This is a genomic window from Actinacidiphila sp. bgisy144 (assembly GCF_057708105.1).
The window spans coordinates 1-12,449 of the sequence record NZ_JBYIRM010000020.1 but is presented as its reverse complement, the minus strand read 5'-3'; the positions used below and the strand labels follow the sequence as shown (position 1 = coordinate 12,449).

Annotated in this window: 13 protein-coding genes; 4 read left to right on the top strand and 9 right to left on the bottom strand. The window is 74.3% G+C overall.

Annotation, left to right across the window (positions count from 1 at the left end; genetic code table 11):
• Positions 1-33: 33 nt before the first annotated feature.
• Together AC3EVP_RS22640 and AC3EVP_RS22635 are read left to right on the top strand one after the other, a co-directional pair.
• Entirely contained in the window at positions 34-783 is a 750-nt protein-coding gene (locus AC3EVP_RS22640) for an SDR family oxidoreductase (RefSeq protein ID WP_335979302.1), read from the top strand.
• A 49-nt stretch (positions 784-832) separates the two neighbouring features.
• Complete coding sequence (locus AC3EVP_RS22635) at positions 833-1,297, top strand: MarR family winged helix-turn-helix transcriptional regulator (protein WP_335979304.1); 465 nt, start codon at positions 833-835, stop codon at positions 1,295-1,297.
• Between the two features lie 96 nt (positions 1,298-1,393).
• On the opposite strand, the gene AC3EVP_RS22630 is transcribed toward AC3EVP_RS22635, so the two are convergent.
• Positions 1,394-2,683 (bottom strand): alpha/beta fold hydrolase, encoded by a 1,290-nt coding sequence (locus AC3EVP_RS22630; RefSeq protein WP_435132567.1) that lies wholly within the window; start codon positions 2,681-2,683, stop codon positions 1,394-1,396.
• Positions 2,684-2,976: 293 nt separating this feature from the next.
• Here AC3EVP_RS22630 and AC3EVP_RS22625 point away from each other — a divergent pair, with 293 nt between their 5' ends.
• The gene (locus AC3EVP_RS22625) at positions 2,977-3,402 is read left to right on the top strand and encodes an Ohr family peroxiredoxin (protein ID WP_435132353.1); all 426 of its coding nucleotides are present in this window, start codon (positions 2,977-2,979) and stop codon (positions 3,400-3,402) included.
• A gap of 35 nt (positions 3,403-3,437) precedes the next feature.
• On the opposite strand, the gene AC3EVP_RS22620 is transcribed toward AC3EVP_RS22625, so the two are convergent.
• The 8 genes from AC3EVP_RS22620 to AC3EVP_RS22585 all read right to left on the bottom strand — a co-directional run bounded on the left by AC3EVP_RS22620 (position 3,438) and on the right by AC3EVP_RS22585 (position 10,381).
• Complete coding sequence (locus tag AC3EVP_RS22620) at positions 3,438-4,034, bottom strand: hypothetical protein (protein ID WP_435132351.1); 597 nt, start codon at positions 4,032-4,034, stop codon at positions 3,438-3,440.
• A 214-nt stretch (positions 4,035-4,248) separates the two neighbouring features.
• Positions 4,249-4,467, bottom strand: coding sequence for a hypothetical protein (locus AC3EVP_RS22615; RefSeq protein ID WP_435132348.1), 219 nt, complete (start codon positions 4,465-4,467; stop codon positions 4,249-4,251).
• Between the two features lie 93 nt (positions 4,468-4,560).
• Positions 4,561-4,890: a hypothetical protein gene (locus AC3EVP_RS22610; protein WP_435132346.1), complete on the bottom strand. Its 330-nt coding sequence runs from the start codon at positions 4,888-4,890 to the stop codon at positions 4,561-4,563.
• Positions 4,891-5,022: 132 nt separating this feature from the next.
• Complete coding sequence (locus AC3EVP_RS22605) at positions 5,023-5,646, bottom strand: hypothetical protein (protein ID WP_435132343.1); 624 nt, start codon at positions 5,644-5,646, stop codon at positions 5,023-5,025.
• Positions 5,647-5,763: 117 nt separating this feature from the next.
• Positions 5,764-6,522, bottom strand: coding sequence for a TetR/AcrR family transcriptional regulator (locus AC3EVP_RS22600; protein ID WP_435132341.1), 759 nt, complete (start codon positions 6,520-6,522; stop codon positions 5,764-5,766).
• 77 nt (positions 6,523-6,599) lie between these two features.
• The gene (locus AC3EVP_RS22595; protein WP_435132338.1) at positions 6,600-6,869 is read right to left on the bottom strand and encodes a hypothetical protein; all 270 of its coding nucleotides are present in this window, start codon (positions 6,867-6,869) and stop codon (positions 6,600-6,602) included.
• 66 nt (positions 6,870-6,935) lie between these two features.
• Complete coding sequence (locus AC3EVP_RS22590) at positions 6,936-8,666, bottom strand: ABC-F family ATP-binding cassette domain-containing protein (RefSeq protein ID WP_435132335.1); 1,731 nt, start codon at positions 8,664-8,666, stop codon at positions 6,936-6,938.
• 80 nt (positions 8,667-8,746) lie between these two features.
• Positions 8,747-10,381 carry an ABC-F family ATP-binding cassette domain-containing protein gene (locus AC3EVP_RS22585; RefSeq protein ID WP_435132332.1) on the bottom strand — a complete coding sequence of 545 codons (1,635 nt, stop codon included), beginning with the start codon at positions 10,379-10,381 and terminating at the stop codon, positions 8,747-8,749.
• 426 nt (positions 10,382-10,807) lie between these two features.
• Between AC3EVP_RS22585 and AC3EVP_RS22580 the strand changes: the two genes are divergently transcribed.
• Complete coding sequence (locus tag AC3EVP_RS22580; RefSeq protein ID WP_435132329.1) at positions 10,808-12,433, top strand: tannase/feruloyl esterase family alpha/beta hydrolase; 1,626 nt, start codon at positions 10,808-10,810, stop codon at positions 12,431-12,433.
• Positions 12,434-12,449 lie beyond the last annotated feature (16 nt).

Sequence of the window (12,449 nt, the reverse complement as noted above, 5' to 3'; positions counted from 1 at the left end):
TTGGTGGGACCTGAACAGACAAGGGAGTGCGTCATGGGACAGCTGGACGGCAAGACGGTCGTGGTCACCGGCGGCACCACCGGCATCGGGCTGGCCACCGCGGAGCGCTTCAGCCGGGAGGGCGCGCACGTGTACGTCACCGGGCGGCGCAAGGACGTCCTGGACCGGGCGGCCGCGCAGATCGGCGGGAAGGTGACGGCCGTGCGCGCCGACAGCGCCGACCTCGCGGACCTCGACCGCCTCTACGCCACCGTCGCCGAGGCCGGGGACCGTATCGACGTGCTGTTCGCCAACGCCGGCGGCGGCGAGTTCGCCAGGCTGGAGGAGGTCACCGAGGAGCACTTCGACGCGACCTTCGCCACCAACGTCAAGGGCACCCTCTTCACCGTGCAGAAGGCCCTGCCGCTGCTGGCCGACGGCGCCTCGGTGATCCTCACCGGCTCCGCCGCCGCCACGGTCGGCGGCGAGGCGTTCGGCGTCTACGCCGCCTCCAAGGCCGCGATCCGCTCCTTCGCCCGGACCTGGGCGAACGAACTGCGCGGCCGCGGCATCCGCGTCAACACCGTCGTCCCCGGCCCGATCACCACGCCCGGCGTCAACGGCCTCGCCCCCGACGAGGAGCAGGCCGCCCAACTGCGCGAGGCGCTGGCCGCCGGGGTGCCGCTGGGCCGCATGGGCCGGCCCGAGGAGGTCGCGAGCCTCGCGCTCTTCCTCGCCACCGCCGAGTCGAGCTTCGTCACCGGCACCGAGATGTACGTCGACGGCGGCGCCAACCAGGTCTGACGCCCGCCGGCGGCCACCGGTGGCACCGCGTTTCTCGTACGATGCGTCCATGGACACCGCACCCCGCTGGCTCACCCCGGTCGAGGAACGGGCCTGGCGCGGCATGCTGCGCATGCACGACCTGCTGGTGGGCGAGGCCGGGCGGGTCATGCAGAGCGAGTTCGGGCTGTCCGGGTCGGACTACTCCGTCCTGGCGGAGCTCAGCCGCGTGCCCGGCGGCCGGCTGCGCATCGCCGAACTCACCAAGGTGCTCGGGTGGGAGAAGAGCCGGACCTCCCACCACCTCGGCCGCATGGCCAAGCGCGGCATCCTCGCCCGCGAGGACTGCGCCGAGGACGGCCGCGGCGCCTACGTCGCGATCACCCCGGCCGGGCGCGCCGCGATCGAGGCCGCGGCCCCCCGCCATGTCGAGGACGTCCGGCGCCTGCTGCTGGACCACCTGACGCCCGGCCAGGTCACGATGCTCGCCGAGATCTGCGAGACGGTCATCGACCAGGCCGGCACCGACCGCTGAAGCCCCGCCCCGACCGGGGCGCCGAACCGCGGCTCGGACCGTGCCGTACCCCGCCCATATGGGTGACGCGTCATCCAAAAGGATCGCCCGCGGCGGTCAGCCGGCGATGCCGCCGCCGGTCTGCCGGACCAGCTCCCGCAGCCGCGTGAAGACCCGCTGGTCGCCGACGCCGTCGTGCTCGTACTCGTTGGTCACCCACGCCTGGGCGTTGCCCACCCGGGCCGCGGTGTCCAGCTGCAACTGCGCGTCCACGTAGAGGTCGTCGTGGTAGACGGCGGCGGCGACCGGCACCTCGTTGGCGGCCAGGCGCGGCGCGTCGTACAGCGGCGGCCAGCTCTCGCGCGCGGCGAGCAACTCGACCGCCGCGCGGAAGGGGCGCAGCTCGGCGATCTCCTCGAACATCCAGGGGTAGATCATCTCGCCGGTGAACAGCAGCGGCCGGGCGTCCTCGGCGAAGTGCGGGTGGCGGGCGTGTTCGGCCTGCGCGGCCCAGCCGGTCGGCCCCGGCCCGTGGCCGTAGATGCTCTCCTGGAGCGCCGCGTACAGGGGGTTGCCGGTGAAGGAGGTGCGGGCCAGCACCTGGTGCAGGAAGGACGCCGACAGCTCCCCGCCGCTCCAGGCGTCCTCCAGCAGCCAGTGCAGGCGCTCGTGCCCGGGCTTCATCCCGAGGTCGACGCCGAGCGACTGGAAGCGGCGGACGGTCAGCACGTCGCCGTCCGGCAGCAGCACCCCGCCCGCCGCCAGCCGGTCCGCGACACGGGCGACCTGCTCGACCAGGTGCGGGTAGCGCCGGTACAGCAGCGCGTTCTTCGCCGCCGCCCGCGGGTAGGTGCGCCGGTAGACCTCGGCCGCCGACGGTTCGAGCGCGGGCAGCCCGCCGGTGACGTAGCAGGCGCTCAGCGCCTCGGGCGCGCGCGAGAGGTAGCTCATGGTGAGGAATCCGCCGTACGACTGGCCGAGCGTGGACCAGCGCCGGCCGCCGTAGAGGGTCTTGCGGACATGCTCGTGGTCGGCGACGATCGCGTCCGCGCGGAAGCAGGCCAGGTAGTCCGCGCCCTCCTGCGCCGAGGCGAACGCGGCCATCCGGCGGCCGTCCACGCGGCTGCTGCGGCCGGTGCCGCGCTGGTCGAGCAGCACCACCCGGTAGTCCTCGAGCGCCACCCCCAGCCAGCCGCCCCGGTCCACCGGGCGCGGCCCCTTCCCGCCCGGCCCGCCCTGGAGGTACACCAGGCACGGCAGGTCCTCACCGGCCCGCGCCGGGTCGACGATCTCCCGGACGAACACCTCGATCGTGCCGCGGGCCGGATCGGACCAGTCCAGCGGCACCTCGACGGACTGCTCGCTGATCCGCATGCCGGGGACGGTGTAGCTGACGGTGCCGCTCATGTGCTCGCGTGCCTTTCTCCGCTGCCGCGGCCGGACCCGGCCGGCGCGCTTTCGTGACGGTGTGACGGTGCTGATCTGCGCGGACGCCCGCGCGCCGCGCATGGCCGAGGCCACCAGGGGACCATACCCCCGCGCCCGGAACCTGTGCCGACCCCGCCCGCGCGTCACCGTATTGACGGGTGACGTGATCGATGTCAGAGTGACGTCACTGCTTGAGCCGGTGATAAAATCCCGCCGATGCGAGCACATATGACGACGCACCCTGCTCACACACATACGCAGATGGGAACCCCATGACCGTCACCTACACCGCCCGCGTCACCGTCACCGGCGAGGGCCGCAACGGCGGCAAGGTCCGCTCCGAGGACGGACTGATCGACACGAGCCTGGCCCACCCCAAGGAGCTGGGCGGCGCGGGCGGCGCCACCAACCCCGAGCAGCTCTTCGCGGCGGGCTGGGGCGCCTGCTTCCTCGGGGCGCTGCGCCGCGCGGCGGCCGAGCGGAAGATCAAGCTCACCAGCACCGACATCACCACCGAGATGACCTTGGTGCACGGCGACGACGGCGAGTTCCACCTCACCGCCGTGCTGAACCCCTTCCTCGGCGGGGTCGACCAGGCCACGGCCGAGGAACTGGCGGCGGCCGCCGAGCGGATCTGCCCGTACTCCAAGGCCACCCGCGGCAACGTGCCCGTGACCGTCCACGTCTCCGTGGCCTGACGCCTGGCGTTGCCGCCCCGCGCCGGGGCAGAAGGTCAGCTCTTGGCGGCGGCGGCCGACCGCGCGGAAGGCACCAGCGAGTACATCACCGAGCGCTGCTGCTTGTGCCGGCGGATACGGCCCTTGGCCACCAGCGCCTCCAGGGTGTTGCGCACCACCTGAGGAGTCGGGGTGCGCTCCGGGTGCTTCGCCATCAGCTCCTCCCGCAGCTCCTTCGCCAGCCGCGGCTCCTGGTAGGTACCGAGCAGCTGCGTCAGCAGGTCGCCCAGGAGCGGCCGGTTCGCGGCCCGCCTGACGCGGCCGGCCCCGCCGCCCGACGTCCCGCCCGCCCGCGCGGCCTTCGCAGCAGGTGCGGCTTTCGCAGCCGGTGCGGGCTTCTCCGCGGGCGCAGGGCTCTCCGCGGGCACGGCGAACTCGGCCTCGCCGTGCGCCTGTTCCGGTAGCGGAGCGGACTCGGCCGAGGGGCCCAGCCGCTCGGCGAGCGTGAGGATGTCGAGCAGCAGCGCCTCCTCCTGCCGCAACACCTTGATCCGCTCGGCCAGTTCGTGCTGCACTCGGCGGTTTTCTTCCAGGTCCGACGCGGCTTGCTCGACGTACCGCGATCGGAGTGTGGAGGCGGACTGGCTGGTCACGGCCGTTCACTCCCTTGGCGTGGATGGGCTGCGCTTAGTACCCGGGCCGACAGCTCCACGCCGGCGAGCGCGCTGACGCCGGGGCCGTGGGAACAGGCGCCCATGTGCATCCACCTATCATTCCCGCACCCGTCATGGGTGGCAAATACGGGGTTTCGACACCGCACTCACACCTACCGTCCGGTCCTCCCGGACCGTTCCGCGGTGGCAGCGCTCAGCCGGCCGACACGTCCGGGTCGGTGAGCTGGCCCGCGGCGAACGCGTCCCAGCCCAGTACGGCCCCCTCCTGCCCGGGCGGCACCCGCGCGCAGGCCTGCCGCAGCCACTGGGCCGACGGCGGCACCGGCGGCTCGAACAGGGCGGTGGTGCCGTCGCCGGCGATCTTCAGCCGGGCCGGACCGGCCGCCCGGCGCTCGGCGTACCGGCCGTGCACCGGCGGGCAAGCGCACGGGCACCCGCCGTGCCGGACCGGGCACACTTCCGGGGCACCCGGGCCGAGAAACATATGAGCAGCCCTGGACTTCCCTCATGCGCCGCAACTGCCGCTCGCCCGGGCGGCCGCCGCCGCGGCGATGACGGATGCCTCCGGACGCAGGTCTGCGAAGAGCCGGCCCAGCAGGTTCGCGGGCGGGACACCCAGCAGCGCGGCGGCGCCCTCGTTCCACTCGGCCTGGGTGAGCGCCCCGCGCTCCAGCGCCTCGGTGCGCCGCACCGTCTCCGCGTCGCCCAGCAGCACCCGCACCGCGGCGTGTTCGGCCAGCCCCTCGCGCCGCTCGAAGGCGAGGACGGAGGGCAGCAGCGGCGTGGTCAGCACCCCGCCGAAATCGAGAACGAGGCCCTTGTGCGCAGAAGTCATGGGCACACCCTAACCGCGGGTGACATGTTGTCGTACGCGGCCCCGACAACGGCGGCCACCCAGGTGTGCCGGGGCCGTCCCCCCGCACATGTGCACACATATTCGCGCCCATGCCCACGCCTGCGCCCAGGCTCAGCGCAGCAGCGCGAAGACCAGGCCCGAGGCGGCCCCCAGCGCGGTCCCGGCCACGACCTGGGCCACCGTATGGGCGCGCAGCGCCAGACGCGACCAGCCGATCGCCGCGGCGCCCACCACCGCGACCGCCAGCACCACCGGCCCGAAGGCCAGGGCCAGGACGATGACGGTGCCGCCCGCCACCGAGTTGTGCAGGGAGATCTGCCACCAGGCCGTGACCGCCAGGGACAGCACCAGGCCCACGAGCATCGAGACGACCAGGGCCAGGACGGCGCGCGGCGCGTGCGCCCCGTACAGCAGCGCCATTCCGGCCACGACGGACAGCAGACTCGCGCCCATGGGCACCAGGCGCTGGCGGCGGACCCGGATGTGCGCGTCGGTCAGCGCCCCGCGGCGCACCCCCATGGCCACGATGCCGATCGGCACCGCCCCGCAGAAGACCGTCGCGAGCAGGCCCCACGCGGCGCCCTGCCAACTGCGCGTGCTGTGCCAGCCGATCAGCGGCAGCAGCGCGATGACCAGGTTGGCCGGCGCGAGGACGTGCGACAGGAGCAGGGCGCTCTTCTCGCGCGGTCGCGCGGCCCGGTACGCCGGGGGCCGCGGCGGCGTGAACGTCTGCATGGGGCGGGGCTCCTGGCTGGGCTCGGGCCCATGAGCGGGCGCGGTCCGGAAGCGGCTCCGGGGGGCCGTGGATGCGGCAGAAGCGTACGGCGGCGCGGTGCGGGCGCAGGCCGCAGGTCAGGAGCCGGCCGAGCGGTGCGCGCCGGACAACCGGTCGAGCCACTCGGCGAGCAGGGCCCGCTCGGCGGCGCTGAGGAGTTCGGTGCCCTCCCGCCCGAGCGCGGCCGTCAGGGCCCTGGCGCCGTACGCCACCGCGCCGCCGGGGGCGGTGACACCGGCGGCGGCACCGGCCGCGGCGGGCGGCAGGGTGAGGGCGGCGAGCGCCATCTCGCGGGACGCGGCGGAGATCCTGAGGTCGCGCTCGTCCTCGGGCAGGGCGGTCAGCGTCAGGACCGTGCCCACCCCGCCGGAGTGCAGCACCTGGGTCGCCGACTCGACACTCGTGCGCAGCCGCCCGGCGGCGGCGACCCGCGCCACCATCCCGCGCAGCCTGGCGGCGGTCCGCAGCCCGGCCCGCGGCAGGTGACCGGGGCGGACCTGGCCGTAGACCAGCGCGTAGTACCGGGGGTGGTCCAGGCCGAAGCGGACATGCAGGTCCCACGCGTCCCGCAGTGCCTGGACCGGGTCGGACCCGGCGAGCACCTCGGCCTTCGCCGCGAGATAGTGCCGGAAGCCGTGCTCGGCGACCTCCTCCAGCAGCCCGTCCGTGTCCCCGAAGATCCGGAAGATCGACGGCGTCGGCACGCCCGCGCGGGCGGCCACGGCCCGCGCCGAGACCGCCTCCGGCCCCTCCGCCTCCAGCAGGTGCGCGGCGGCCAGCACGATCTTCTGCCGCACGGTGGGCACGGCCTGCTGCGGCGGCGGCTCCGTCGTCATGGAGGGACGCTATCAGGCATGCTCCATCACTGGTCCGATCGGTGATGCCCGCAGGCGGGGCGGCCCCACCGCCCGCCCTACGGCCACTTGGCCGACGCGGCGCACACCTCCCGCCGCCACATCGGCAGGCGTCGTCGGGAACCGCCGGCCGGCTGCCCGGACCCCGCCGCACCCAACCCCCGGGGGCCCGGTACGTCCTGCGCGGCGCGCGCGGACACGAGCTGACCGGCCTGCACCCGATCGAGGCGGTCGCCGCCGACGTCGAGCGCCTCACCGCCGGCCTCCGCTTCTTCTTCCTCCTCCTCGCCGCCCCGCGCTCCGAACCGCCGGACGACGCCGGTGCGCAACGCGACGTCCTCACCGACGTCTTCCGCCGGGTCATGGCCGCGCTGCTGCGCCCGGCTGCCCGCCGCTCACTCCGACCCCGCCGCTGGCGCCGACGTTCGCTCCGACCCCGCCCCCGAGCCCGCCTCCGCCTCCCGCTCCCGCTCCCGCTCCCGCGCCGGCTGCTCATACACCACGTGCCCCTGCGCCAGGCGCAGTTCGCGCCCCCGCCACCGGCCGCGCAGCCAGCGGTCGTGGCTGGCGACCACGATCGCGCCGGGGCCGGGCCCGAGCGCGGCCTCCAACTCGTCGCACAGCAGCGGCGAAAGGTGGTTGGTCGGCTCGTCCAGCAGCAGCAACTGCGGCGGGCGCGCCACCAGCAACGCCAGCGCCAGCCGCCTGCGCTGCCCGACGGACAGCTGCCCCACCGGCCGGTCCAGATCCGCCGCGTGCATCAGGCCCAGCGCGGCGAGCGGCACCTCCTGCGCCCGCCGCGCACCCAGTGCCCGCTCGTAGGTGTCCCGGGCCGTGCGGTCGGGCCGGGCGAAGGAGGTGTCCTGGGTGAGCAGCCCGACCGTCAGCCCCGGGCGCGCCCGCACCTCGCCCTCGGCGAGCAGCTGCCCGGCCAGCACCGCGAGCAGCGTCGACTTGCCCGCCCCGTTGCCGCCCGTGATCAGCAGCCGGTCGGCCGCCGGCACCTCCAACGCCGCCACCGCCAGCCGCCCCGGCACCCGCACCTCGCGCAGCGCCACCGCCGGCCCCGCGTCCGGCCCGGCGGTGGCGGCCAGCGCGGCTGCCGCGAAGCGCAGCGGCCGGGGCGGCCGGGCGACCTGGGCCCGCTCCAGCTCCGCCAGCCGCCGCGCGGCGTCCCGCACCCGGCGCGAGACCTGGCTCTGCACCCGGCCGGCCCGGTGGCCGTACCCCATCTTCTCGTGGTCGCGCGGCCCGCGGTCCGGCGCGACCCGGTGCGCGGTCACCTCCGCCGAGACCCGCAGCCGCGCCAGTTCCTGCTGCTCCTCGGCGTACCGGCGCTCCCAGCGCGCCCGTTCGGCGCGGCGGACGGCCAGGTAGGCGCTGTAGTTGCCGCCGAAGCGGACCGGGCCGGCCACCGCCGGATCGAGATCGACCAGGTCGGTGCAGACCGCGTCGAGGAACACCCGGTCGTGGCTGGCGAGCACCACCGCGCCGGGCAGGGCGCGCAGCTGCTCCTGGAGGAAGGCGGCGGCGCCGTCGTCGAGGTGGTTGGTCGGCTCGTCCAGCAGCAGCGCCGAGGGCCGCCGCACCAGCAGCGCGGCCAGCGCCAGCCGCCCGCGCTGCCCGCCGGACAGCGAGCCGAGCGTGCGGTCGTGGGGGAGCGCGCCCAGGCCCAGTCCCTCCAGCACCAGGGCCGCGCGGCGGTCGGCGTCCCAGGACTCCCGGTCCTGGGCCTGCTCCAGGCGCCTGCCGTAGGCGTCCAGCAGCACCTGGTGGCGGGCGTCGCCCTCGGGGACGGCGGCCAGCTCCGCGCCGAGCCGGTCCAGCACGGCCAGGTCCTCGCGGGCCTCGCGCAGCGCGTCGTCGAGCACCGCGGCAACCGCGGTGGCGGCGTCGTACGGCATCTCCTGGTGCAGGAAGCCGAGGTCGGCGGGGCGGGTGACGCTGCCCGCGTCGGGCTCGTCCGCACCGGAGAGCAGCCGCAGCAGGGTGGACTTCCCGGCGCCGTTCTCCCCGATCAGGCCGATCCGGTGGCCGGGGGAGGCGGTCAGCGAGACGTCGTCCAGGACGCGGCGGTCGCCGAGGACGCGGACCAGGCCGTCGGCGATGAGGGCAGGATGGGGCATGGCGGGAACCGTTCCAAGTGGTCGGGGGCGGCCCGCGGGGCGTGGAGCCTCGCACGCGGGCCCGGTCGCACACCGGCGGCTCACACCTCGGGCGCGGCCGCCTCCGTCAGCGCCCCGCCGGCCAGACGCAGCCACCGGTCCACCCCGATCGCGGCGAGGAACCGCTCGTCGTGGCTGACCACCAGGAAGGCGCCCTGGTAGGAGTTGAGCGCGCCCTCCAGCTGGCCGGCGCTGACCAGGTCGAGGTTGTTGGTCGGCTCGTCGAGCAGCAGCAGGTGCGGCGCGGGCTGCGCGCACAGCACGCACGCCAGGGTGGCGCGCAGCCGCTCGCCGCCGGAGAGCACACCCACCGGCAGATGGGCGCGCGCGCCGCGGAACAGGAAGCGGGCGAGCAGGTTCATCCGCTCCGCCTCGGGCCGCGCGGGGGCGAAGTCCGCGAAGTTCTCCGCCACGGTGCGGTCCACGTCCAGCAGGTCCAGCCGCTGGGAGAGGTAGGCGATCCGGCCGTCGTTGCGCCGGATCTCCCCGCTGCCGGGGGCGAGTTCGCCGGTGACCAGCCGCAGCAGGGTGGTCTTCCCGGCGCCGTTGGGCCCGACCAGCGCGATGCGCTCCGGGCCGCGGACGGTCAGGTCGACGCCGCCGGGCGCGAAGACGTCCCGCTCGCCGAGCCGCACCTGCATCGCCGTACCGAGGAAGAGGTTGCGCCCGGCCGGCACCTGGGTGTCGGGCAGCTCCAGGGTCAGGCGCTGCTCGTCGCGCAGGGCGCGGCCGGCCTCGTCGAGCCGGGCCTTCGCCTCGCCGACCCGTGAGGCGTGCAGCGTGCCGGAGCGGCCCGCCGCCTCCTGGGCGCCGCGCTTCATGGTGCCCGCGAAGATCTTGGGCAGCCCGGCGTTCTTGAGGTTCTTCGCGGCGTTGCTCGCCCGCCGCTCGGCGCGTTCGCGGGCCTGCTGCATCTCCCGCTTTTCGCGCTTGAGGTCCTGTTCGGCGTTGCGGACGTTCTTCTCGGCGACCTCCTGCTCGGCCCGCACCGCCTCCTCGTACGCGGTGAAGTCGCCGCCGTACAGGCGTAGTTCACTGCTGCCCGGTTCGGCGATGCGGTCCATGCGGTCCAGCAGGGCGCGGTCGTGGCTGACCAGCAGCAGGCAGCCGGAGAAGTCGGCGAGCACGTCGTGGAGGTGGTGGCGGGCGGGCAGGTCGAGGTTGTTGGTGGGCTCGTCGAGCAGCAGCACGTCGGGGCGCTTGAGCAGCTGGGCGGCCAGGCCCAGCGAGACGATCTGGCCGCCGCTGAGGGTGTGCAGGGTGCGGTCCAGCGCGAGGCCGGAAAGGCCCAGGCGGTCGAGCTGGGCGCGGGTGCGCTCCTCGATGTCCCAGTCGTCGCCGATGGCGGTGAAGTGCTCCTCGCTCACGTCCCCGGACTCCACGGCGTCCAGCGCGCGGATCGCGTCGGCGACGCCGAGCACTTCGGCGACGGTCAGGCCGCCGGTGAGCGGCAGGGACTGCGGGAGGTAGCCCAGCGTGCCGTTGACCGTCACCGAGCCGGCGGTGGGCCGCAGCCGGCCGGCGATCAGCTTGAGCAGGGTGGACTTGCCGGCGCCGTTGGGGGCGACCAGGCCGGTGCGGCCGGCCGGGAGCGTGAAGGACAGCTCGTGGAAGACGGGGGTGTCGTCCGGCCAGGCGAAGGAGAGGTTTGAGCAGACGATGGACGCGTCGGACATGGAGGTGACCTCGACGGCTTGCGGGCAGAAGGCAGACTTCCGCCCTGGGCAGATGGGGGAGACGAGATACGACAAACCAGGCCACCAGGAAGGCGCGCTCAGCGCGTCCGATGGCCGTCAGGTCCGGGGCTCACCCGGAGATGTCGTCCTCACCCGCCACGTTCGTGACTCCTCGACTCGTGGATCTACCTGCCGCGAAGTCTAGCAGTTTCCGGATCTCCACCGGTGGACGGCGCACCCCGCGGGGCCGCGGGGTCACATGTCCTCCGCAAAACACACGTGTGTCCACGTCCCGACGGACGCGAACTACCCCGCGCCGATCCGTCTTTCGTCACCACTCAAAGCGGTGATACGGTCTGATCGGTCTTCGGCGAAGACGGCCCCGGGCCGCACACCCAGGTGCACACTCACTGTTTGGAGAAACCCTTGAAACGACTCCTGACCCTCCTCGCGGCCGGCGTACCCCTGGCCGCGGCGGGCGTGTACCTGCCGACGGCGTCGGCCACGCCCCGGCACAGCACCGTCCCCGCCGCGTTCAGCTGCACCGCACCGTCGGTGAAGGCCCCCTCGGGCACCAGGGTCGAGTCCGTGACCGCGGTCAGCCGGGCCGGCGGCACCGTCCAGGGCACCGGCGTCCTCGGCGGCACCGCCACGGACGTCCCCGCCTACTGCCAGGTCACCGTCACCCTCACCCACCCCGGCCAGGGCGACCACGCCACCGTGCAGACCTGGCTGCCCGCCACCGGCTGGAACGGCCGCTTCCAGGGCCTGGGCGGCAGCGCCTTCCTCGCCGGTGACAACGGCGTCGGCCTGGCCGACGCCGTCAAGAGCGGCTACGCCGCCGTCAGCACCGACGCCGGCGTCGGCGACGCCCTCGACACCAGCTGGGCCCTGAACAGCAAGGGCCAGGTCAACACCGCCCTGCTGGAGAACTTCGCCTCCCGCTCCCAGCACGAGGCGTCGGTCGTCGGCAAGGAAGTCGTCAACGGCGTCTACGGCCAGGGCCCGGCCTACTCCTACTTCACCGGCTGCTCCACCGGCGGGCGCGAGGGCTACATGGAGGCCCAGCGCTACCCGGACGACTACGACGGCATCGTGGCTGACGCGCCCGCCGTCAACTGGGACGAGTTCGAAGTCGCCACCCTGTGGCCGCAGGTCGTCATGAACAACGAGAAGACCTACCCGACCGCCTGCGAGTTCAACGCCTTCACCTCGGCCGCGGTCAAGGCCTGCGACAAGCTGGACGGCGTCCAGGACGGCCTGGTCGAGGACCCCGACCGCTGCGACTTCGACCCCCGCACGCTGATCGGCACCACCGTCGCATGCGACGGCAAGGACCTGACCGTCACCGCCGCCGACGCCACCGTCGTCCGGAAGATCTGGGACGGCCCGCGCACCACGTCCGGCCGGAAGCTGTGGGCCGGCACCCCGATCGGCGCCGACATCAGCGGCCTGGCCGGTGTCACCGCGCCCGACGCCGACGGCAACGTCAAGGGCGCGCCCTTCCAGGTGCCCGCCGCCTGGGTCCAGCTGTGGGTGGCGAAGGACCCCTCCCTGGACCTGTCCACCATCACCTACAGCCGGTTCACCCAGCTCTTCCGGCAGTCCGAGGCCGAGTACGACCAGGTGATCGGCACCGACGACCCCGACCTGACCGCCTTCCGCGACGCCGGCGGCAAGCTGCTGACCTGGCAGGGCGAGGCCGACCAGTACATCCCCGCGCAAGGCACCGTGCAGTACCTCCACCAGGTCCAGCAGAAGACCGGCGGCGCGGCGAAGACCGGCGACTTCTACCGCCTCTTCCTCGCACCCGGCACCAGCCACTGCGGACTCAACGGCATCGACGGCACCACCGACGGCCTCGCCGCGGTGACCGCCTGGGTCGAGCACGGCAAGGCGCCCAAGACCCTGCCCGCCACCCTCACCAACGCCGCCGGGCAGTCCGTCACCCGCAACCTGTGCACCTATCCCCAGGTCAGCCGCTACGACGGCCACAGCGACCCGGCCACCGCCGCCGGCTTCCACTGCGTCGACCCGTCCCACCGGCACTGACCGCGCAGCCGGCGAC

Coding starts and splice junctions, on each gene's coding strand:
- AC3EVP_RS22635 (WP_335979304.1), top strand. CDS start 833: ATGGACACCGCACCCCGCTGGCTCACCCCGGTCGAGGAACGGGCCTGG.
- AC3EVP_RS22585 (WP_435132332.1), bottom strand. CDS start 10,381: ATGTCCGACGCGTCCATCGTCTGCTCAAACCTCTCCTTCGCCTGGCCG.
- AC3EVP_RS22640 (WP_335979302.1), top strand. CDS start 34: ATGGGACAGCTGGACGGCAAGACGGTCGTGGTCACCGGCGGCACCACC.
- AC3EVP_RS22630 (WP_435132567.1), bottom strand. CDS start 2,683: ATGAGCGGCACCGTCAGCTACACCGTCCCCGGCATGCGGATCAGCGAG.
- AC3EVP_RS22590 (WP_435132335.1), bottom strand. CDS start 8,666: ATGCCCCATCCTGCCCTCATCGCCGACGGCCTGGTCCGCGTCCTCGGC.
- AC3EVP_RS22625 (WP_435132353.1), top strand. CDS start 2,977: ATGACCGTCACCTACACCGCCCGCGTCACCGTCACCGGCGAGGGCCGC.
- AC3EVP_RS22600 (WP_435132341.1), bottom strand. CDS start 6,522: ATGACGACGGAGCCGCCGCCGCAGCAGGCCGTGCCCACCGTGCGGCAG.
- AC3EVP_RS22605 (WP_435132343.1), bottom strand. CDS start 5,646: ATGCAGACGTTCACGCCGCCGCGGCCCCCGGCGTACCGGGCCGCGCGA.
- AC3EVP_RS22610 (WP_435132346.1), bottom strand. CDS start 4,890: ATGACTTCTGCGCACAAGGGCCTCGTTCTCGATTTCGGCGGGGTGCTG.